The sequence below is a fragment of the Methanohalophilus sp. RSK genome, from assembly GCF_003722075.1.
Classification (GTDB): Archaea; Halobacteriota; Methanosarcinia; order Methanosarcinales; family Methanosarcinaceae; genus Methanohalophilus.
Window position 1 is genome coordinate 67,215 of sequence record NZ_RDSK01000009.1, and the last position, 21,496, is coordinate 88,710.

Consider the following 21,496-nt stretch of genomic DNA (forward strand, 5'->3'; position numbering starts at 1 on the left):
GGTCTGTCCCGTATAGCCTTCTGCCTTTATATAACTTTTTGGAAACTAGACGACAGGATGAACGGGTAAAACGACCATATGAGTCATTTATGCAAGAATAGTGCAACAAAACATGCTATATATATTTTTCTCATAATAATGACGAAAATGAAATACATTTAAAATAAAAATAACATCTCAATTATAATATGTATGGACTTGATTTCTATACATTGACAACAATATTATATATTCCACAAAACATATATAAGTTTATATATGTTTAAAAAAGAGCACTCCATTGAAATATAATTTTGCTAATTAAGGATGGAGAAGGGATGAATATTAATGGTTACAGAAAAGTCCGTACAGGGTTACAATTTGAATTATCTTAAGCCCGGGAACAAATATAAAGGCACTGATATTTCCACAGTTGCAACAAGCTTCGAAGAAATAATCAATAAAAGCCCCATGATTGTTTTTTTTTGGGAGGGGGAACAGCGTGTCAGGACAAATTATGTATCTGAAAGAGTAACAATTTTTGGATACAGGCCTGAAGATTTCCTGGAAGGGAGGATGACATATAATGAATTAATCCATCCCGAAGATCGCAGCTTTGTCAATAATGAGTTTGAAAGTTTCCGGAAAAATTCGTCAAATCAGTTTACCTGTGAATACCGTGTTGTAGATTCTTCAGGCAGCATAAAATGGATTTCAGAGATTACATTCCCCTGCAAATGTGATGATAATCTGGAATACCATGGAATTTTGCTTGATGTAACAGACCGTAAAATGTCCGAGAGGACAATTCTGGAAAAAGAACGTGACATATCCATCCTATATTCAGCATCTGCTCTTGCATCAGAATCTCTTGATGTGGATGACCTCCTTGATGAAATGCTAATGGAAATGGGAGACCTTCTTGACATTACTGCCGGTGGGGTATACATAATAAATCCAGAAGAAAAGGAGGCAGTGTTGCGTGCCTATATAGGTCCTGAAAGAGAATATCCTGAAAGCATTCACTATTCTGCAGTCGAAAACATGTTTGATAATTCTGCAGGTTCTCCATCCAGCCCCCTTGTTGCAGAAGATACTTTCCATTACCAGGGCCAAATGCAGCGCAAAAAGTATCTTTTATTCCGCCTCTATTCCAGGGAAAAAATAATGGGTTTTATCCAGCTTTCTATCCCCCTCAATCATGAGGTCAGTGAAAAAAGCCTGCAAGTATTGGAGCATGTAGGCAAACACATCGGGATTGCAATTGAAAATGCCCAACTTTTCGAGATAACCCAGCGAGCCTATGAAGACCTTAAAAATCTGGATAAGCTAAAGAGTGAATTCCTCGCAAACCTGACCCATGAACTGAAAACACCCCTGATATCTATCAAGGGATTCAGTGACCTGCTTGATAAAGGACGACTGGGTGAATTAAACGAAGACCAGAAAAAAGCAAATCTGGCAGTTGTCCGTAATGCAGACCGGCTCAAAAGGCTAATTGACTCCCTGCTTTATATGAGTATGGAAAAGGAGGGGAAATACCAGTATCACTTCGAAGAAGTTGATGTTGGTGAAATCATAAAGGATGCTATGGATAAAATGAAAGTCCACACAGAAGGAAAAGATGTCGATATAGGCATTGATCTCCAAAGTAAACTCTCCCCTATCTGTGGTGACAGGGAAAGGCTAACAAACGTTTTCCTGAATATACTGGACAATGCCTCAAAATTCACACAGGGATCCGGTAGAATAAAAATTACCCTGAAAGAGGAAGAAGAATATATACACATAAAGATAAAAGATAATGGTATAGGCATACCAAAAGAAAAACTTCCGCGTATTTATGACATGTTTTACCAAATAGATGGCTCCACAACCCGCATCTATAATGGTGTTGGCCTGGGACTCCATATATGCAAAAAGGTAATCGATATTCATAACGGAAGTATATGGGCAAGGAGTATGGAAGGATTGGGTACTACAGTTCATGTGAAATTACCCAAGACCTGAATTTGTATTGTTTTTCAGGGTCTTTTTTTCATATATACCCAGAAAACACTACCCTGCCCTTGCGGGTTATCTTCCACTCCAACGCTGCCGCCATGTAAATCGACAATTCTTTTTACTATTGCAAGGCCAAGACCTGTACCCTTTATGCTTCCTTTTTGTGCTCTGTTAAACCTGTTAAATATGTATGGTTTATCGTCATCAGCAATTCCAGAACCCCCATCCGTAATCATTACTTTAAATGAATCGTCATTATCATGTACCCCTACATGAATTGAACTTTCAGAGGGGCTATATTTGATTGCATTTGAAAGCAGATTGATAAAAACCTCCTTGATTATAGGATTGGCCTTTAGAGGATATGGCTGTTGCAGATCGTGTATTATATCCATATTTTCATTTTCAGCCAGAGGAGCCATCTCTGAAATGCAGGAAGTTAATATTCGACCCAGGTCCATCTTTTGCAGTTCAAGGTTTTCAGTAGATTCAAGTTTGGACAGGTAAGCTGTGTTTTCGATCATATCGATCAAGCGTTCTGTGTTATTCCTGATCCTTGATAGGAAATGAATCTTTTTTTCTTCCTTTTCTTTCTTTATGAGTATGTCTGTGAAACCTTTCACGATATTTGCAGGATTTAAAAGATCATGGCGCATTATATCGGTAAAAAGGTCCTTCATTTCGTTAGATTTCTCCAATTGACCTGCATAATCTATAAGGGAGATTTCAGCCTGTTTTCTTCGTGTAATGTCCTGTGCAGTAAAGATTACCTTTTGGGGGGAATCTTTCAAATCCAGTGGCTGAGAATTGAACTGTATACAGATGTGTTTTTTATTGCATACCCAGTGCAACTCTGTGGAAAATTGTTTTTCAAGAATATCTGGCCCTAAGTCCTTATCAAGATACTTCGAAGATCCTTCAGTGCATATAGAAAACAGGGATCTACCTACAATATTTTCTCTCGGAATACCAGTAAGTTCGGTCATGCCTTTATTAAAATCAATCAATTCCAGATCTTTATTAAGCACACCGATACCGATAGGAGCATTGTCATAGAGAGCAGAGACCCAGAAATTGGCAGTTTGCAGTTCGGAGGTACGTTTGTCCACAAGTTCTTCCAGATGTTTGCGATAACTTTCCAGTTCCAGTTCGTACTTTTTACGTTCGGTAATATCTCTGACTATACTGAGCATGATACTATTTTCTTTATCAAGTACAGAAGAACTGATCTCAACATCAATAACTGAATCATTCATATGTTTCATTTTCGATTCGAAACGTGTAGATCCTTCATTCAATGTTTTCTGGATTGCTGATCGTGACTGTGCCATATATTTAGATTCATGAGGATAAAGATCAGCAAATTTCATAGATAACATATCAGAATGGGAACAGCCAATTATTTTGCAGGCACTTCTATTGGCATCTATTATGTCACCTTTAGAAGAGTGGATTAAGATAGCATCGTTTGATCTGTCAAAAAGAGAACGGTAAAGATGCATTGTATTATCAAGCATCATATAGGTCTTACCACGTTCCTTTGCATTGAATATAGAATCAAACAATATCCTGAGGAGATCATCACTATAGGATGGCCAATGTTTGTTTTTTGTGGCCGAAACTACACCGATAAATCCTACCAACTGATTTTCGACATGTACAGGCATAATCTGAGCCGATTCAAGATCCAATGTTGTCAAGAGTCCCTTCAGATTTTTTTCAGAATCTGGAAGTTGCTCTATAGAATTCACATAATATGGCTCATTTTTCTGGAATTTCTCAATTATAGTCGGGAATTGTGCAGTTGACAGTGAGCTTAATTTATCCATTTCCAATTCGCATCTACCTTTTAAAAGTGGCACGCAAGTGTAATGTGTTAGATGCATATTATTTTCGCTATGGTTTAGTTCATAGATAAAAATTGAATCTGCATCAAGAATTCCCCTGATCTTTTCCAGAATTGGTTCTATAAGCAGACCAATATCTTCAAAAAACGGGTCTACGAACTGATTGCACGCTCTTGCTAGAAAACGAAACGCATTGGACTGTTCCTGAGAATGGATTTCTGCCTCTTTTCTCCTGTTTATTTCACTGAGTAAACCATTACTTCCCAAAAAATTCCCCATTTCATCATATATTGGATCTATATGATTCTGGAACCAATGCAACTCTTTACTGTAATTCTGAATACGCATCTGTGCTTTAAGAGGTAAGATATTCACTGACTTTATTTTTTTAAATATATTCAACCACTCATACCTATCATCCAGACATAAATAATCTGTAAATGGCCGGGAAATCATTTGTTCAGGACGTAAACCGTATTCTTGAATCTTGGGTGAAATATAGACAATTTTTCCTTCACTGTTTAGGGAATAAGGAATTTCATTGGTACTACCCAAAAGGAAATCGTAATCATACCGGGCTTTTTTCAATTTGATTTCCTTATTAATAAATACAGACAAAATTTTTGCAATAAACTCAAGTTTTTGTTTTTCATCAGAAGTGAAAGGTTCGTAATTATTTTTCAATGAAAGGTTATTATAAAATAACTCAAGACATAACTCATGGCTTTTCTCTTCATTTTTGGATATATGCGAAGAAGAGATTTGATATTCACCCTGCTTAAAGCCAGGAGACTTATAAGAATAAGGACCAAACAATATCCTTGCAGATGCCTTCTCCGGATACCGAAGTACTTGAGGAAGGGCTTTTGCAATTTCTTCCATCTTTTGGTCAAATGATATATCCTCTGCCAGAATTTCGTAAAACATATCGTCAAATAATGAATTATGCATGCTAGTACCCATTAACACCATACCAACTCCCATTTGCCATATATTTCACCAAATATAATAACTCTTTGATTCACAAAAACAAAAAAGAATTATATCCAATAACCAGAAGTAATATATATATACTCTAATATTACCAATTGATATTAACAGAGGTAGATTTCATGGTAGAAAAATCCATAGAGGAGATAAACAGGAGAATAAAAGAGGGTAATGTCAATGTTGTGACGGCTGAGGAAATGGTAGGTATATTGGGAGAACTGGGTGCAAAAGAGGCTGCCAAGGAAGTTGATGTAGTTACTACCGGTACATTTGGAGCAATGTGTTCCTCAGGAGTCTGGCTCAATTTCGGACACCCAGAGCCACCAATGAAAATGAATAAGGTTTTTTTGAATGGTGTGGAAGCCTACTCAGGCGTAGCTGCAGTAGATGCCTTTATAGGCGCAGGACAACTTTCCGAGACTGAAGGTTTCGATTATGGTGGGGCCCATGTAATTGAGGACCTGATACGCGGAAAATCCATTGATCTTCATGCCACATCTTATGGTACTGATTGTTATCCCAGAAAAACGCTTGACACTACACTCAACATATATGACCTGAACCAGGCAATTATGATCAACCCCCGTAACGGGTATCAGAAGTACAATGTTGCTACTAACGGGATAAACAGAACGATTTACACATATATGGGTTCGTTACTTCCCAACTATGGAAATGTAACCTATTCCGGCGCCGGCGTACTGTCACCATTATCCAATGATCCTGATTACCAGACAATAGGAGTTGGTACCCCTATCTTCCTTGGTGGGACAAAAGGACATATTATTGGGGAAGGAACACAGCACAGCCCGGAAACTAATTTTGGTACATTGATGCTTAGGGGTGACCTGAAAGATATGAGTGCCGATTATATTCGTGCGGCGAATTTCCATGAATACGGCACTTCCCTCTACGTTGGGATGGGCATACCTATACCTATCCTGAATGAACAACTTGCACAATCAACCGCAGTTACAGATAAAGATGTAGTGACAAACGTACTGGATTACGGCGTGCCAAGTAGGGACAGGCCTGTTCTCAGAAAGGTCAATTATGAAGAACTACGCACCGGTAGCATCGAAATAAACGGCAGAGATACACCCACATCCTCTATGTCAAGTTTCAAAAAATCACGTGAGATTGCAGGGGAACTGAAAAAATGGGTCGCAGCTGGAGAATTTTTTGTAAACAGCCCCTCCCAGAGACTTCCTGCAAAAGCCACATGCAAACCAATGAGACAAACAACCAGAAATCCATTAGTACAGGATATAATGGCAAAAGATGTAGTAGTCATCGATGAGAATGCAACCTTCCATGAAGCAGCTAAAATGATCATGGAAAATACTTTTAGCCATTTGCCTGTTGTCTCAGAGGATGGAAAACTGGCAGGTATTGTGACTGCATGGGACATATCCAAAGCTGTTGCTGAAACGGGATGTAATTATGTGAAGGATATCATGACAAAAAAGGTTCTCACCTCCAATGCCACTGATCCCATAGATATTGCAGCACGCAATCTTGACATGAAGGATGTATCAGCAATGCCTGTGATAGATAATGACGGATATGTAATCGGTATAATCACGAGTAATGATATCAGCAAACTGTTTGCGAGGAGGCGGTGAGAATGATGATAAAAATCAACATTTCATCCAATGTCATAGGTGAGCCCATACTTGCAGAATCAATGATTAAAACTAGAACTGCCCTGAACATCTCGCAGGCACATTTCGATTCCACTTACGGAGAGATAATTGCCGAGGTCGAAACTGACGATTTCAAGGCTATAAGAAAAGCACTGGAATCAAAGGGTGCTAAGGTAACAGTTCTAGATTATCCGATAGTCAGGGATGAAGAAGAATGCGTAGAGTGTGGAGCCTGTATATCGGTTTGTCCTGCACATGTGTTTTCCTTTGATGATGACTGGGGTATTGCCCAGAATACAGAAAAATGTATACAGTGTGGCACCTGTATCAAGATGTGTCCGCATCGTGCCCTGAGCCTTGAGAAATAAGCTCCTCACAAAGCATGAAAGAATATTACCATCTCAAGGAAACGATAGTTAGCATCCATGCAGATGATGCCAGCCATGTGAAAGCAGCCAAAGAAGCTATTGGCTTCCACAGGTCATTACTTGAGGATTATATTCGAAGGGACCCTTATTTTCAGATTACACTGGAACCTCATTCATGCTCCGAAGATTCTCCTGAAGTCGTTAGGAGAATGACAGATGCTTCAAGTACAATGGGCCTTGGTCCAATGAGTGCCGTGGCCGGTACGATTGCTTCACTTGCTGTTGAAGCAATGGTAGAGGCAGGGGCAAGTTTTGCACTGGTTGACAATGGAGGAGACATAGCCTATATAACAGACCGACAGATTGTGGTAGGTATATATGCGGGAGAATCCGCAGTAAAGGATATTGGGTTTGTGCTTGAACCTATTGACAATGTGGCCGGGATATGTACTTCATCAGGCACTGTTGGCCCATCGATCAGTTTTGGAATGGCAGATGCTGCAGTCGTTTTTTCAGAAAATGTATCCCTTGCTGATGCTGCTGCAACAGCTCTTTCAAATGCTACTGATACTGGTAAGGAGGCAGTGGAAAAAGCATTTAAAGTAGTAGACGGGATTGAGGGAATAAATGGTGCCTTTGTTATTCAGGGCGATTATGTTGGTATGTGGGGAAATCTACCCAGGCTTAACAAAACCCGTGTAGATTACGATTGTATCACAAAAGGATGATATAAATGGATACCCTTATATACAACTATTTATAAATAATAAGTCAGACGAATGTAAGAATTCAGTCAGATCAAAGGCGGGTGCTTGGCCGCTGAAAGTCGGACTTAATTCGAACGAATGTCGAATGCCTGAGGGCTACAATAATTAAGAGATAAATTTCAGGTTTCCAAACAACAATTGGTCCTGATTGATTTACATGTAGTTCCGGCGGGATTCCCGTCCGTAAGTGAAGTATGCGGGCGGCCATGAGAGAATTAATTGGGGATAGCGGTAAGAGTTTCTTCGTATATCGGGGATGCTGGATACCCTGTCATTACCTAAAAAACCGTAACGTCACGAATCATCAAGAGGGGATGAATGTGCAGTCCATGGTGCAAGATGCATTAAAACTATCAGAACAGGAAAGAGAGTATCGCAAGAATTTTGAAGAGGAAGACGATTTTGAATTCGGACTTCCCAGGATAACCATTGTTGGTTGCGGAGGCGCCGGAAACAACACCATCAACCGTCTGTATAATATCGGTATCGAAGGTGCCGAAACTATTGCTATAAACACAGACAAACAACATCTTGATCATATACGTGCTGACAAGAAGATCCTTGTGGGTAAAACCTTAACACGTGGACTTGGTGCGGGTGGCTTCCCGGAAGTCGGGGCCAAAGCCGCAGACCTTGCCCGCGGAACCCTTGAAGAAGTATTCAAGGAAAGTGACCTTGTTTTTGTAACTGCAGGAATGGGAGGAGGTACCGGTACCGGTGTGGCCCCTGTTGTGGCTGATATCGCAAAAGAACAGGGAGCAATTGTAGTAGGTATGGTTTCCAGTCCATTCAGGGTAGAAAGGGCCCGTGCTGTGAAAGCAGAAGAGGGAATTGAGGATTTCCGTCATGCAGCAGATACTGTTATTGTACTTGACAACAACAGGCTTCTCAACTATGTACCAAACCTTCCTATCGAGCAGGCGTTTTCAGTAATGGATCAGCTAATCGCTGAAACCGTAAAGGGAATCACTGAAACGATCACACAGCCATCCCTTATCAATCTGGATTACGCAGACATACGTGCTATTATGGGCTGTGGTGGAGTGGCTGTAATGCTTGTCGGGGAAAGTAAGAACCAGGACAAGAGTGAAGATGTAGTCCGGGCAGCTTTGAATCACCCACTTCTCGATGTCGATTACCGCGGAGCCACAGGTAGCCTGGTACATATTACCGGAGGACCGGACCTGAGTCTCAAGGAAGCTGAAGAAGTTGCAGCATCCCTGACATACGAATTGTCCTCAAATGCAAATGTAATCTGGGGAGCCAGAATTCGCGATGACTATGAAGGAAAGATTCGTGTAATGGCCATTATGACCGGAGTGCAGTCAGCACAGGTACTCGGACCTCAATATCAGGCCGATATTGTAGAAAAGAATACCGAATCACGTTATACCAGGGTTCCAAATGGAAGCCGTCAGGTAGTTGAACCTATGAATCGCTCTTCTGACAATGGCGGTTCTATCATAGACATAATTAATTAAAATCTGGAAAGATGCATCAAAAGCATCTTTCACAGATACTTATTTTTAATATCCAACCGATTCTTCTCCCATGAAAATTCTTGTAGCTACAGGTCAGCTGGCGGAAAACACAGTTCGTCATGCGGTTGGTTCTGACACAAGTGTACTTATTGTGGATACTGATGTGGCTGCTTTCATCACTCCACACAGGTTAATTCATTCCTATAAAGACAATAATTTTAAACCCGGACAATTTGATATGGTCCTTGTTCCCGGTCTTGTCCCCGGTGATTTCACAGGCGTTGCAAACAAAATAGGTTGCCCTGTCTACTTAGGTCCAAAACACGCTTATGATCTGGGTTACGCGATACGGTTTGCAGGAGATGTGCAATTTTCAAATGAAGTCCCTGCTTGTGAATTGCTTAAAGATATACGCCAACAGGAAGCATACAAAAAATTGGGCCAGATGGAAAAGAATGCTTTTGCTCCTTTAATACTCAATGACACCAAAATAGGGGGCAATTCCCAAATGAAAATCATGGGCGAAATCGTTGATGCGGGAAATATGGATTGTGACCATCTTCAGAGTAAAGTGGCAGAATTCACCCGTAAAAGTGTTGATATCATCGATCTGGGTATGGCTATAGATACACCCCCTGAAAACGTCCATGAAGCCATTCTCAATGCAAGAAAAGTGACCGGACTACCATTAAGTGTGGATACACTGGATTCTGGCCATATACGTAGTGCAATTGATGCTGATATTGATATGATCCTCAGCCTCAATGACACAAATATTGATGAGCTTGGAGATGAGATCGCGGCAAAGGGGTGTGCGGTTGTGATCATCCCCGACAGTGGCAGCAAATATGACACATTGGTGCAGAATATCAAACGAGCAAAGGACTTAGGAATTGAAAATATAATTGCAGACCCTGTGCTGGATCCAATTGGCCATGGATTTACATCTTCTGTAGAAAGATACAGAAATTTCCGTGATACTTACCCGGATATCCCTCTATTCTTTGGGGCCGGCAATGTTACAGAACTTATGGATGCTGATTCTATAGGTATAAATGCAACCCTGTGCGGAATCGCACATGAGGTCGGGGCAGCCATTCTTTTCACACCCGAATACAGTGATAAGACCCAGGGTTCCATTGCCGAGCTAAAAACTGCCTCTTCAATGATGAAACTGGCAGAGGAAAGGCACAGTTCCCCAAAGGACCTGGGAATTGACATGTTCATGATCAAAGAAAAACGAAAGCGACCGGATATAGATATGCCCGATGATGCATCTACTGCAAAGAGTAACCCCAACTGGCAACTGGATCCAGCCGGAGCATTCCATATAGGAATTACACATATAAATGATGGAAAAAGGTACATAGTCGCAGAACATGCAAAGGAAACTATCATCGGTAAAAATGCTGCAGAAATCCTGGACATGATAATAGATAAAGGACTTGTCACAAGTCTTGAGCATGCCGGTTATCTTGGAAGGGAACTGGAAAAAGCTGAAATTGCGATTGAATTTGACAGGAGCTATGTACAGGACGATGATTTTTAACAGGTGATCTCATGAAACTTGATTCAAAAGATAAAAAAGAAATTGCTGACATATTGGCCGGGAAATACTTTTCGCAGAATGAATGGAAATGGGTAAACCTTGCAAAGGACATGCCCAGAATTCAGAAAGCCTATGAAGAAATTAAGGATCAGTATGATTCCTACCCCTATATGAGTAAAGATTGGTATGTAGAAAATTCTTCTACGAAAAGCCTGCATATGTGCAGTCGCTGGGATGAACTCCGGGATATGGTTGATTTCTTGAATGCTTATGCGGAACAATTTGATTTTTTGGTTGGAGCAAACCGCAAGATGCTGTGCATAAGTTCTACTGAGGAATTAAGCGACAGGCAAAAGACAGCTATCTCCGAGGCCAGGAAACTCAGGTATACTGTTTTTGTATTCACTGCAAGAGTCCCCGATGACATGGAATTCGAGCTGTCCCAGATTGGGGGCGGCATGTGATTGACGAAATAGGTTTATAAGCAATACCAAAGTAGCAATTATTCCCATGCATCCCGATGAAATATATGATGTGGTAGTTGTCGGAGCCGGCCCTGCGGGCACCACAGCTGCAATGTATGCCGCACGGGGAGATGCATCCGTTTTACTTGTGGACAGGAAAAAAGACATCGGTGTGCCCCTTCAATGCGGTGGGTTTATGCCCCATGCCGATACCCTGCATGAACTTGTGCCCGATGCAGACCTTCCCTACACCCTGCTTGATTATCCGAAGAGCTGTGTGCATGCTACCAGCAATTACCAGCGTTTTATTGCACCCGACGGCTACTCAAAGGGTTTTGAAGTAGAGGCTGATTCACTAGACAGGAGACGGTTTGACAGACACCTGGCATCCCGGGCAGCTGAAGAAGGCGCCGAATTGATGGTTGGAACCAATGTCACAAATGTTCATGGAAATGCAATTGAAGTGGACGGAGTCTTTGGACCATCGACAATCCGGGGCAAAGTCCTGATAGGTGCAGACGGTCCAAATTCTACTGTTGCAAGAGCCCATGGCATGAAACGGGAACATGATCCAATGGGAATCGGAACGGCTTTTGAGTATGAACTTGCAAACACCGGGGCGGACAGGGATGCCGTAGAGATGTATTTCGGAAAAGAGTATGTTCCCGGTGGATATGCCTGGATTATTTCACAGGGAGGAAACACCGCAAACGTCGGTGTGGGGATACGGGAAGTGCTTTTCGAGAAGAATATGTGTGCCCGGGATTATCTGGAAAAGTTCATGAACAAACATCCGATTGCCAGCGATAAACTGCAGGATGCAAGGATACTTTCCGTGGTTTCCGGAGTGGTGCCGGTAGGGGGTGCTCCCGAGAAAACTGTCTCAAACAATGTAATGCTTGCCGGTGATGCTGCAGGCCAGTTGATCGCTACCAACGGCGGAGGGATTCCCACGGCGATGATAGGGGGAAAACTGGCAGGAGAAACGGCTGGAAAATATATTGCAGGTAAATGCGAACTTTCCATTTATGAAAGGAGATGGAGGGAGCAAATGGGACTGGAGATAAAAACTGCTGTTTATATCCGGAAAATGATGGACAACCTGATGAGATCTGACAGATTGATGTCAAAGGCCATAAAGACTATCTCACCACAACACATGAAAGCAATCCAGTGTGGCAAACTTCCTGATCCTGTGAAAAAAACACTCACAAAGCTGAATTTCGGATTGGGTTAATCATGGATATTTTTGTTTATGGGACTCTTAAAAATGGATTCTCCAATCATCATATAATTAGGGATTCTGTATTTATTGGAAAAGATACTACAGCTGATCAATATTGCATGTTCGATCTGGGTAGTTTTCCAGCTGTTGTGGACACTGGCAATTGTTGTAATATCAAGGGAGAAGTATATTGTATTGACAGGGATATGTTAAATAGCCTTGATATACTTGAAGGCAAGTTCTTCACAAGAAAAAAAGTAAAACTGGAAAGCAACAGAGAAGCCGGGATGTATTTTCTTGATACTTCTGAATGTAATACCTCTAACTTTCCTCTTATTCCCGATGGAGTTTGGAAGAAATGAAAACTGATGAACCCTCTATATGCTATGAGGCCCATGGTAACCTGTACCTGAACATAACCAATCAATGCAGTGCGGACTGTTATTTTTGTATCCGCAACCAGGGAGAAGGATTATATGGATATAATCTGTGGCTTCAAAAGGACCCTTCTGAAAATGAAATAATTGCAGAACTGGAAAAGCATGATCTGAAAAAGTACAAAGAGATAGTTTTCACAGGATTCGGGGAACCTACAGCCCGTTTTGACGTACTGATTGCTGTCACCCGCTGGTTGAAAGCAAAGGGAACATATGTAAGACTGGATACCAATGGACACGGCCAGCTTATAAATCCCGGGATCAATGTGGTTGATTGTCTTGTGGATGTCGGATTGGATGCAGTTTCAGTCAGCCTTAACGCAGAATCCGCAGAAGTTTATGACAGGATTTGTAAACCATTCTACCAAAACTCTTATGCTGCCCTGCTGAAATTTGCGGAAGAATCAAAAGAAGCAGGCCTCCATGTACGTTTCAGCGTGGTAGATGTTCCTGAAATCGATACTGAAAAATGCAGCCAGATGGCTTGGGACATGGGCGTGGATTTCCGCATAAGGGGCTAACAATTACATATATTCATATGTATTTTAGCAAGGAATCCCTTTTAGCCGAGTGGATGCGCTTCTTTAGAATAGAATTTAAGGCCTGCAGATCTCCTTTTTTAGCACTTATCGGTGCTACCCTGCCAATCCACTGTCTCCAGGGTGGAAAAAGCCCCAATCTTTCAATAATAGCATCGAGGACCCTATCTTTATCCTCTTCCTTGACCTTATCCATTTTATTTACAACTATCAGGGGTTCAAGATCCATTTCTGTAAAAAAATCGAATATTTCTATATCAATGGGAAGCTCGCCCCGTTGATCCCAGCGATCCACAACCTCAGCAAAAGAACCTGCATCAACTACTATAGCAGCGATGTTAATCCGCTGATTTCCCTCTTCTATATAACGTACGATTTTATCCTTTACGATATCCTGTTTGCGCTCTTTTACACCATTCATAAATCCAAAGCCGGGAAGGTCGGTAATCACTAATTCCCCTTTCTTCACATGAGTGGGTTTCAGGGTGACACCAGGCCTTTTGCCGACCTTCACTTTGCGTCCGGAAAGAGCTCTTACAATAGAGGATTTGCCTACATTGGAGCGACCGGCAAATACAATTTCAAAATCATTGTTTTTTGGGATTACAGCAGGATTCATAAATCCTCCTGCTTTGTTTCGGCCAGACTCACCCTACGGTCAAATTCCTGAAGGAATTCATCAAGTTTTCCTTCCGGAATACGGGCCCCTGCAGCCACTGGATGCCCGCCGCCACTACCTCCGTATTTGGGAGCAAGATCTCGCAAAAGGAGGTTGATATCCACACTGCTGTTCCGGGAGCGCAAGCTCAGATCATAAGCAGCTTTATTATTCCTGTGTTCGGCTGCAATCCCTATTCCTTTTCTTCCATAAGAAGCTGCATAGATTGCGGATTTGGAAAGGTAACCTTCAGGATCAAGTACATAAGCTATGGAATGAAGGGGATGGACCAAATCCTTTACACGTATCCTCAACTCTTCTTCAATTCTTGATGCTTTTTTTGCACAGGGAATGAGATTGGGTATTTCAGAAGGAATCAGATCAGTAGAAAGAGGGTCAGTGATTTCTCTCTTAAAATCATAGTTCCTGCCAACATATTGCAATGCTTGGATCAATGTTCCTGCCTGGAAATAGAGACTTCTTTTATCCCAATCCCTTGTCCATTTCTTAATTGCAGGTGTATTATCCTTATAATCACCTATTGCACCATACACCGCAATCCTGCGGATATCCCTTTCCAGACGGGATTTAAAAACCTTGTATGTAAGTTCTGCGGCACATGTATCCAGGTCATGGTAAAACCAGGGTTCATCCCAGCACATCCTTGGAAGAGGATGATGGTCAATATAGGTGACATCTGCACGACTGGCAATATCATTAATCTTATTGTAGAGATTTACACATGAGCGTTCATCCACGGCTATATCGCAGATAATGATATTATCATAATCTTCAGCCATATCAAGTCTATTATGTAGACTCACCGGACTGGTAAAATAGACCCTGGCATCCGGGTATGCACTTTTGGCTATGGCTCCCGAGCATACTCCGTCCGAATCACCATGTGTGAATATAATTGTATCAGTTTTTTTCATGTCTTGTTGTGTCAATAGCACTACAATTATTAAAAATTGAGGGAATCATATATGATGTTCATTGTTACATTCACAAAATCTTTTATTAACCTCTTCACCCCCAATCGAGAGTATATTCTTCCGGGTCTTTCCGATCTATATCATCTGCCGAAACTGCCATTACAGCTATATTTACCGCAAAAAGGATTACCAGAAAAAAAAGAAAAATCCTGAAAGGCAATAATGTGAGGTTGTACTTCATACTTTTCCTTCACTTACCGTTTTTTCCCAAATACATATATTCCTGCCAATACAAAGATTGCCATCAATGCACCAAATCCGGGTTCAACTTTGTTGTTTTCATTATTTTCACCTGAACCGGATCCACCATTTGATTCATCATCACTGAAAATACTATTATCATCTCCATCATCATCAGATGTTTGTGAATCATCCTTGTTTGATGTGCCAGTTGCTGTTTCCTGAGTTGAAGTGTTGGTGACATTAACTTGCAGGATATTGGAGACCCTTTCTCCTTTATAATTTTCCATGTCAATAAAAGAAGCTCTAACAGCAGGTACTGTGAAATTACCATCATTTCCTGCACGAATAATGTAATTATAACTTTTCGATTCATCTTTTGGAATAACCTGATCCAGACCGGTTTCTCCACTTACAAAGGTAACATCCTCTGGTATTTCAGATATTGCGTTCACACTCGCATCCCTGTTTCCTTTGTTGCTCACTTTTACAGAAACCTTTACTTCATCTGATGGCCTAACTGTTAAAGTTTCCGTGCTCTGTGTAACTGATATTACCGGGCCGTTTATTTCAATTTCTGGTTCATTCGAGTCATATTCATAGGTTTTCCCGTTAGGTGCTTTGAAAGAAGCAACTGTACCGGGTGCTGTGAATTCTCCTGATTTGGTGGGTTTCAGTGAATATTCAAAAAGTTTAATGGTTTCTCCTGCCTCAAGAGAAATTTTCTTATTAAGAGCTACGTCATCAAGCAGCTCCATATGATCGAAGATTTCATCTTCTACAGCAATATCACCCACATGATAAAGACCATTATTACGTATTGAAACTGAAACCCGAGCTGTTTCATCCATATATATTTCTTCAGGTATGGATTTGGTTATCATTAACTCAACCTTAGGAGCGATGGTTACAGTCTCACTTTCCTCATTTTCATGCAATTCCCCGTTGAGATCATATCCACCTGCTGTAACAACAATGTCTAAGTCAGTCTCTTCCCATAGGTGAGGTACCTTTAAAGTCAATTTGTATTCATCTGTTGTCTCATCGATCTCAAGCGAAGATATGGTTTCTGTAAGATCACCTTCAACAACATCCATTCCTGCCGGATCAACAGTAAACTGAACATCTTCAGCTTTGGCTGAACCATCGTTTTTGATATTCAATGTGACTTCAATTTCGGTTTCGGAATTTATACGGGGGTCGTATTCATCCCTGTCTGTTTCGATGCTAATGTCAAACTCAGGTTCCCCACGATTATCAATCTGAATTTCAGCGGTGGGGTCTTCCATATTTCCAGTCCACTCGTCAATATTGACCTCGACCTTATTTACATGGACCCGTATGTCTTTTCCCTCTTCAGTATCCCTGTATTCAAGATTATCGCCAACAAGCAATGCTCCATGTTTCAAGGTTTGTCCACTTTGCGATATGCTGATATAGACGTGTTCATCCTTTTGAAAATCCTCAGCAGTAATAGTATAGCCATTATCCTCCACGGAATCTCCCCAATGAAGGGTTGTAGAATCGATACTGGTGTCCCACTCGATATCATCAAGTGTGTAAGCAGATGCTGTGGTGGCCATAGCACAAATTAACAGGAGGGATAAGAAAAGTCTTGAATGCATGGATATACCTCTTTATTAGTGGGGATGTATATAAGGCAGATTATATTTACTTTGTGTATTGATTTAATGTACCAATACTCATATAATTATCCCAATGATATGGGAAAAAAGGTTTATTAACGTTCAACTTCTTCTCTAAATGAGACTTTTATATGAGTCAGATTACTCATGGGGTTTATTATGAAAGATATGAAAATTATATTCCTGTTAATTCTGGCATTATTTGTGGGGATCAGTCCCCTGGTAGGAATTTACACGGATTACCTATGGTTTGACATGGTAGGATATACATCCGTATTTACAACAATATTACAATGGAAATTACTTGCAATAATTCCCGGTTTTATAATTGCATTTGTATTCCTTTATATAAATGCAAAATTTGCCCGAGACTCAATTGATAAGATCCTTACAGAGAAGAACATTACATCCGAAAAAGTGGATTCCCAGATAATTCTGGTGTCAATTGTGGCTGTATCATTTATCTTTGGCCTCATATTCAGTGGAAACTGGAAAACTATACTGTTATATTTTAACAGTACATCTTTCGGATTAGAAGACCCCATTCTTATGAATGACATTGGGTTTTACGTATTCCAGTTACCTTTCCTTCATATGATAAGAGGCGTTTTCCTCGGCCTGACAATCCTTTCTCTGATACTGGTACTGGCTCTTTATTTTTACAGGCTTGAACCCATTTTCAGCTCCGATAGAATTGAAATAGAAGACTCTGAAGAACCTTATTTTTTGAATCAGTCAATCGATTTAAAAGAAATTATGGACAAATTGCCCACAAAAGTTCTGGTCCATATTTCCGCAATACTTGCATTCCTGTTTGCATTAATTGCTTTTGGATTTTTCCTTGAAAGGTATGAAATATTATTCTCCCAGCAAGGGGTTGTCGCAGGCGCCGGATATACCGATGTGAACGTAAGTCTGCCGATTTTCACCATCCTGACTGTATTGTCAGTACTGACCTCAATTGCTTTACTGGCCAACGTAAAGCTGAAAAACATAAAAATACCTTTTGTGGCTATAGCCCTTATAGCACTATTTATAGTGGCCAGTTCCTTTGTCCCGGGGGTTTATCAGCAATTCAAGGTAGAACCTACTGAAATCCAGCTTGAAGAACCCTACCTGCAATACAATATCAATTATACAAGAACTGCTTACGGTCTTTCTGATGTTGAAGAAAAGCCATTCGAAGCCAATATGAATTTGACTTCATCAGAGCTGGAAGACAATTCAGAGGTGATTGATAATATAAGGATATGGGACCGGCGTGCCCTGGAGCAGACCTATAAACAGCTTCAGCAGATCCGAACCTATTATACTTTCAACGATGTTGATACAGATCGCTATCATATGGACGACGGCTACAAGCAGTATATGATATCGGCCAGGGAACTGGATACCTCTCGACTATCCCCTGAAGCCAAGACATGGGTCAATGAAAAATTGGTATATACCCATGGTTACGGGATGGTTATGAATCCTGTCAGTACAAAGACCGAAGACGGTAGACCTGAATTCGTCTTACAGGATATTCCTCCAAGGGGAGAATTTGAAGTTGATAATCCGCGGATATATTACGGGGAAATCAACCGGAATTACAATATAGTAAATACCGGAAAGGATGAATTTGATTATCCAAAGCAAGGGCAGAATGCATTTACACAATATGAAGGTAAAGGTGGAATACTACTGGATTCATTTGTAAAGCGGCTGATATTCGCATATACCTTTAGTGAACCGAATTTTATCCTGAGCCAGTATATCGATGATGAATCCCGCTTGTTGTACCGTCAACAGATCGAGGACAGGGCTCAGGAAATAGCACCATTCCTTGAATATGACAATGACCCGTATCCGGTAATCCATGAAGGCAAGCTCTACTGGATAATGGATGCCTACACTACGTCTAACAAGTATCCTTATTCTGAAACCTATTACGGAGCGCAGTTTAACGGTATTAATTACATCAGGAATTCAGTGAAAGTTGTTGTAGATGCCTATGATGGAACGGTTGATTTCTATATGATGGAGGACGAACCGGTCGTGAATACCTACTCTAAGATATTCCCGGATTTGTTTAAGTCATTTGATGAAATGCCAGAAGGCCTGCAAAAACATATTCGCTATCCCAAGAATTTCTTTAGTGTTCAGATGGACTTATACGAAAATTACCACATGAAATCTGCAGAAGAATTCTACAATAAAGAGGATGCCTGGGAAATACCCAGGGAAGTTTACAGGGGAAGCAGCATTGAGATGGAACCCTATTACATGATCACCAAATTACCCGATAATGGTGGATTGGAGTATGTGTTGCTGCAACCGTTTACACCCCGTAACAGAGAGAACATGATTGCCTGGATTGCAGCCAGATGTGATAAGCCAAACTATGGACAGCTCAAGCATTACGAATTGCCAAAGGGAGAACTTGTCTATGGACCTACCCAAATAGAGTCCAGAATCGATCAGGACCCTGATATTTCTGAGCAACTGACCCTCTGGGGTCAAACCGGTTCCCGCGTAATCAGGGGAAACCTGCTTGTGATTCCAATAGGTAACTCGATATTGTATTCAGAACCCCTGTTCATAAGTGCCGAACAATCTGAAATTCCGGAGCTCAGAAGAGTTGTTGCTTCTTCGGGACAAAAGGTTGTCATGGGAGAGAATCTGAAAGAATCCCTGCAAATGCTGGTTGAAGGCCGGGTTGACAGGGAAGAAGGAACCGATCAGCCGGAAGTATCCCAAACCTCCCGGGAGCTTGCACAACAGGCATTGGACCATTACAACCAGGCCCAGGAATATCTGAAAGAAGGCAATTGGGCCGATTATGGGGAAGAAATAGATCAGATGGAAGATGTGCTAAACCAGCTTTCACAGAGCCTGGCTGAAGACAATTCCACAGCAACCGAATAAAAGGAAGGACAAGATTCTTTGCAGATAGATATTGCAGCCTTTAACAAGGCTGCATAGCCTTTTTTTTTGGTACGTCTGCGGGGTTGATGCACATCGATAATTATATATAATTTTCATCGCTATGTTCTTTAGGCATCCGGACGCTTATAAGCATCTCACCGGCCTTCTTTATTAGAGGTTTTTATATGGAAACTATGGATGAGATCCTAGAAAAGATAAAAGTGGAATATCCAGAACTATTTTCACAGGTTGAAAAGGTCGTCCCATTCCACGGTTTTTTGAGCAGTGGTGCTTTAATAGGAATCCACATGCTAAATATTGCAAAAAGGGTACTTGATGTAAAGGAAGGGGAAAGGATATACGCATTAAGTGAAACGTATAACTGTATACCGGACCCTTTTCAGATACTTGAAAGTGCCACAACCGGCAATAAACGTTTGAGAGTTCACGATACAGGTAAAATGGCTGTGACTGTGAACAAACAAGCTCCATCGGGAATTGCTTCTGTTAAGGGAGTAAGAATATATCTCGACCCGGAGAAGACTAAAGATTACCCTAAATTACATGCTTGGTATATGAACACGCAAAAACTTCGCCACGAAGAAGTTGTTCCTGTGCTTCTTGAAGCCGGTGAGAATGTCTATTCCTATGAAATGGTGGATATAGATGTGCCGGTAAAAAAGAAAAAGACAATAAAATTATGCCAGAAATGTAATGAAAGTTTTATTCAAAGAAACAATGAAGTTCTTTGTGATGCATGTAATGATAGCCAAACGGAGACTACAATATGAATGAAACAGTGATATCGACAAAGGACAACAAACAGGTGGTATACATTCCTGAGAAGTGTATCGGCTGTGGAACTTGTGTCATGGTTTGTCCAAAAGAGACACTGGTCATCGGTTCAGTCGGACCGGTTGCCAGAGGACTCATCGACAAAGAGTTCCTGGATATCAGACCGAACACATGTATAACATGTGGAATGTGTTCCAAAGTTTGTCCTACAGGCGCTCTTGAAATGAGAGAAGACGGAAAGCCAGTAGAGGAAAAAACCTTCCTCATAAATGCTATTAAACCAACCACTGTCAATGATGATTGTGTACACTGCGGACTTTGTGAACAGGTATGTCCACAGGGTTGCATTGAAGTGGACCAGTGGCTCTCCAACGATAATGAAGCAAAAATCGATGGTACAACAACAATCAACCAGGAATGCTGTGTACACTGTGGATGGTGTGAATCCGTTTGTCCGGTTGATGCCATAGAAGTTGAGAAACCATTTGAAGGAACCTGGTTCAGGGACGAGGATATCTGCCAGGCATGCCGTACCTGTGTTGATGTATGCCCCTGCAATGCATTATTCAACCCGGACTGGGAAGCCGGGGAACGTGTTGACAAAGTGGCCCAGAGGCCGGATGCATGTATCTACTGTGGAGCATGCGCAGTTTCCTGTCCAGTACAGGCAATTGATGTCAAGAAAACTGCAATTGCAGCTGAAATGGAAAAGAAGAAAGTATTCGAGAAAAAACTCCTCGACAAACCTTCCGTCAAGCCAACACTTACTTCCAAACTTGTCACCGATAAATATGACTGTCTTGGCTGCGGAAACTGTGTAATTGTCTGTCCTGTGAACGCTTATGCAAACAAGGAACTTGCTGCAGGGCACCTCAATAACATGGATGAAAAAGCATTGCTGGAAGTCGAGAACGGAGCAGTTAATGTAGTTGATCAGGACGTTTGTGGCTCCTGTGGTGCATGTGCCATGATCTGCCCGACAAACGCTATATGGCTGGAGAAGAGAGAGGTGGAATAAT

18 protein-coding genes are annotated in these 21,496 nt (G+C 41.2%); 13 read left to right on the plus strand and 5 right to left on the minus strand.

Features of this window, described 5'->3' with window-relative positions; genetic code table 11:
* Positions 1 to 327 precede the first annotated feature (327 nt).
* A complete protein-coding gene (locus EFE42_RS03305) occupies positions 328 to 1,989 on the plus strand; it encodes an ATP-binding protein (RefSeq protein WP_123135903.1) in 1,662 nt (553 codons plus the stop codon).
* 14 nt (positions 1,990 to 2,003) lie between these two features.
* On the opposite strand, the gene EFE42_RS03310 is transcribed toward EFE42_RS03305, so the two are convergent.
* The gene (locus EFE42_RS03310) at positions 2,004 to 4,781 is read right to left on the minus strand and encodes a PAS domain S-box protein (RefSeq protein WP_158599182.1); all 2,778 of its coding nucleotides are present in this window, start codon (positions 4,779 to 4,781) and stop codon (positions 2,004 to 2,006) included.
* A 161-nt stretch (positions 4,782 to 4,942) separates the two neighbouring features.
* Here EFE42_RS03310 and EFE42_RS03315 point away from each other — a divergent pair, with 161 nt between their 5' ends.
* From EFE42_RS03315 to EFE42_RS03355, 9 genes are all read left to right on the plus strand, one after another.
* A complete protein-coding gene (locus EFE42_RS03315; protein WP_123135905.1) occupies positions 4,943 to 6,445 on the plus strand; it encodes a homocysteine biosynthesis protein in 1,503 nt (500 codons plus the stop codon).
* Between the two features lie 2 nt (positions 6,446 to 6,447).
* Positions 6,448 to 6,834 carry a 4Fe-4S binding protein gene (locus EFE42_RS03320; RefSeq protein WP_123135906.1) on the plus strand — a complete coding sequence of 129 codons (387 nt, stop codon included), beginning with the start codon at positions 6,448 to 6,450 and terminating at the stop codon, positions 6,832 to 6,834.
* Between the two features lie 14 nt (positions 6,835 to 6,848).
* Positions 6,849 to 7,562, plus strand: coding sequence for a UPF0280 family protein (locus tag EFE42_RS03325; protein ID WP_123135907.1), 714 nt, complete (start codon positions 6,849 to 6,851; stop codon positions 7,560 to 7,562).
* Positions 7,563 to 7,921: 359 nt separating this feature from the next.
* Complete coding sequence (gene ftsZ, locus EFE42_RS03330) at positions 7,922 to 9,082, plus strand: cell division protein FtsZ (protein ID WP_123136128.1); 1,161 nt, start codon at positions 7,922 to 7,924, stop codon at positions 9,080 to 9,082.
* Positions 9,083 to 9,152: 70 nt separating this feature from the next.
* Complete coding sequence (locus EFE42_RS03335) at positions 9,153 to 10,631, plus strand: dihydropteroate synthase-like protein (protein WP_123135908.1); 1,479 nt, start codon at positions 9,153 to 9,155, stop codon at positions 10,629 to 10,631.
* A gap of 11 nt (positions 10,632 to 10,642) precedes the next feature.
* Positions 10,643 to 11,095 carry a hypothetical protein gene (locus tag EFE42_RS03340; RefSeq protein ID WP_123135909.1) on the plus strand — a complete coding sequence of 151 codons (453 nt, stop codon included), beginning with the start codon at positions 10,643 to 10,645 and terminating at the stop codon, positions 11,093 to 11,095.
* Positions 11,096 to 11,141: 46 nt separating this feature from the next.
* A complete protein-coding gene (locus EFE42_RS03345) occupies positions 11,142 to 12,332 on the plus strand; it encodes an NAD(P)/FAD-dependent oxidoreductase (protein ID WP_123135910.1) in 1,191 nt (396 codons plus the stop codon).
* A 2-nt stretch (positions 12,333 to 12,334) separates the two neighbouring features.
* On the plus strand, positions 12,335 to 12,682 hold the full coding sequence (locus tag EFE42_RS03350; RefSeq protein ID WP_123135911.1) for a gamma-glutamylcyclotransferase: 348 nt from the start codon (positions 12,335 to 12,337) through the stop codon (positions 12,680 to 12,682).
* Positions 12,679 to 13,278 (plus strand): TatD family nuclease-associated radical SAM protein, encoded by a 600-nt coding sequence (locus tag EFE42_RS03355; protein ID WP_123135912.1) that lies wholly within the window; start codon positions 12,679 to 12,681, stop codon positions 13,276 to 13,278. Before EFE42_RS03350 ends, EFE42_RS03355 begins: the two co-directional genes overlap by 4 nt.
* A 13-nt stretch (positions 13,279 to 13,291) precedes the next feature.
* Here EFE42_RS03355 and engB read toward each other — a convergent pair whose 3' ends face one another.
* From engB to EFE42_RS03370, 4 genes are all read right to left on the minus strand, one after another.
* Positions 13,292 to 13,915 carry a GTP-binding protein EngB gene (engB, locus tag EFE42_RS03360; protein ID WP_123135913.1) on the minus strand — a complete coding sequence of 208 codons (624 nt, stop codon included), beginning with the start codon at positions 13,913 to 13,915 and terminating at the stop codon, positions 13,292 to 13,294.
* Complete coding sequence (locus tag EFE42_RS03365) at positions 13,912 to 14,889, minus strand: DHHA1 domain-containing protein (protein WP_123135914.1); 978 nt, start codon at positions 14,887 to 14,889, stop codon at positions 13,912 to 13,914. Before EFE42_RS03365 ends, engB begins: the two co-directional genes overlap by 4 nt.
* Positions 14,890 to 14,983: 94 nt before the next feature.
* Positions 14,984 to 15,130 carry a hypothetical protein gene (locus EFE42_RS10475; RefSeq protein ID WP_158599183.1) on the minus strand — a complete coding sequence of 49 codons (147 nt, stop codon included), beginning with the start codon at positions 15,128 to 15,130 and terminating at the stop codon, positions 14,984 to 14,986.
* A 13-nt stretch (positions 15,131 to 15,143) separates the two neighbouring features.
* Complete coding sequence (locus tag EFE42_RS03370) at positions 15,144 to 16,754, minus strand: hypothetical protein (RefSeq protein WP_123135915.1); 1,611 nt, start codon at positions 16,752 to 16,754, stop codon at positions 15,144 to 15,146.
* A gap of 180 nt (positions 16,755 to 16,934) precedes the next feature.
* Between EFE42_RS03370 and EFE42_RS03375 the strand changes: the two genes are divergently transcribed.
* From EFE42_RS03375 to EFE42_RS03385, 3 genes are all read left to right on the plus strand, one after another.
* Positions 16,935 to 19,682, plus strand: coding sequence for a UPF0182 family protein (locus tag EFE42_RS03375; RefSeq protein WP_123135916.1), 2,748 nt, complete (start codon positions 16,935 to 16,937; stop codon positions 19,680 to 19,682).
* 185 nt (positions 19,683 to 19,867) lie between these two features.
* The gene (locus EFE42_RS03380) at positions 19,868 to 20,473 is read left to right on the plus strand and encodes an FmdE family protein (protein ID WP_123135917.1); all 606 of its coding nucleotides are present in this window, start codon (positions 19,868 to 19,870) and stop codon (positions 20,471 to 20,473) included.
* A complete protein-coding gene (locus EFE42_RS03385; RefSeq protein ID WP_123135918.1) occupies positions 20,470 to 21,495 on the plus strand; it encodes a 4Fe-4S binding protein in 1,026 nt (341 codons plus the stop codon). Before EFE42_RS03380 ends, EFE42_RS03385 begins: the two co-directional genes overlap by 4 nt.
* Position 21,496: the final 1 nt, after the last annotated feature.

Bases quoted from the DNA above. Each gene is read 5' to 3' on its own strand.
- EFE42_RS03305 (WP_123135903.1), top strand. From the start codon at position 328: ATGGTTACAGAAAAGTCCGTACAGGGTTACAATTTGAATTATCTTAAG.
- EFE42_RS03310 (WP_158599182.1), bottom strand. From the start codon at position 4,781: ATGCATAATTCATTATTTGACGATATGTTTTACGAAATTCTGGCAGAG.
- EFE42_RS03315 (WP_123135905.1), top strand. From the start codon at position 4,943: ATGGTAGAAAAATCCATAGAGGAGATAAACAGGAGAATAAAAGAGGGT.
- EFE42_RS03320 (WP_123135906.1), top strand. From the start codon at position 6,448: ATGATGATAAAAATCAACATTTCATCCAATGTCATAGGTGAGCCCATA.
- EFE42_RS03325 (WP_123135907.1), top strand. From the start codon at position 6,849: ATGAAAGAATATTACCATCTCAAGGAAACGATAGTTAGCATCCATGCA.
- EFE42_RS03335 (WP_123135908.1), top strand. From the start codon at position 9,153: ATGAAAATTCTTGTAGCTACAGGTCAGCTGGCGGAAAACACAGTTCGT.
- EFE42_RS03340 (WP_123135909.1), top strand. From the start codon at position 10,643: ATGAAACTTGATTCAAAAGATAAAAAAGAAATTGCTGACATATTGGCC.
- EFE42_RS03345 (WP_123135910.1), top strand. From the start codon at position 11,142: ATGCATCCCGATGAAATATATGATGTGGTAGTTGTCGGAGCCGGCCCT.
- EFE42_RS03350 (WP_123135911.1), top strand. From the start codon at position 12,335: ATGGATATTTTTGTTTATGGGACTCTTAAAAATGGATTCTCCAATCAT.
- EFE42_RS03355 (WP_123135912.1), top strand. From the start codon at position 12,679: ATGAAAACTGATGAACCCTCTATATGCTATGAGGCCCATGGTAACCTG.
- engB (WP_123135913.1), bottom strand. From the start codon at position 13,915: ATGAATCCTGCTGTAATCCCAAAAAACAATGATTTTGAAATTGTATTT.
- EFE42_RS03365 (WP_123135914.1), bottom strand. From the start codon at position 14,889: ATGAAAAAAACTGATACAATTATATTCACACATGGTGATTCGGACGGA.
- EFE42_RS10475 (WP_158599183.1), bottom strand. From the start codon at position 15,130: ATGAAGTACAACCTCACATTATTGCCTTTCAGGATTTTTCTTTTTTTT.
- EFE42_RS03370 (WP_123135915.1), bottom strand. From the start codon at position 16,754: ATGCATTCAAGACTTTTCTTATCCCTCCTGTTAATTTGTGCTATGGCC.
- EFE42_RS03375 (WP_123135916.1), top strand. From the start codon at position 16,935: ATGAAAGATATGAAAATTATATTCCTGTTAATTCTGGCATTATTTGTG.
- EFE42_RS03380 (WP_123135917.1), top strand. From the start codon at position 19,868: ATGGAAACTATGGATGAGATCCTAGAAAAGATAAAAGTGGAATATCCA.
- EFE42_RS03385 (WP_123135918.1), top strand. From the start codon at position 20,470: ATGAATGAAACAGTGATATCGACAAAGGACAACAAACAGGTGGTATAC.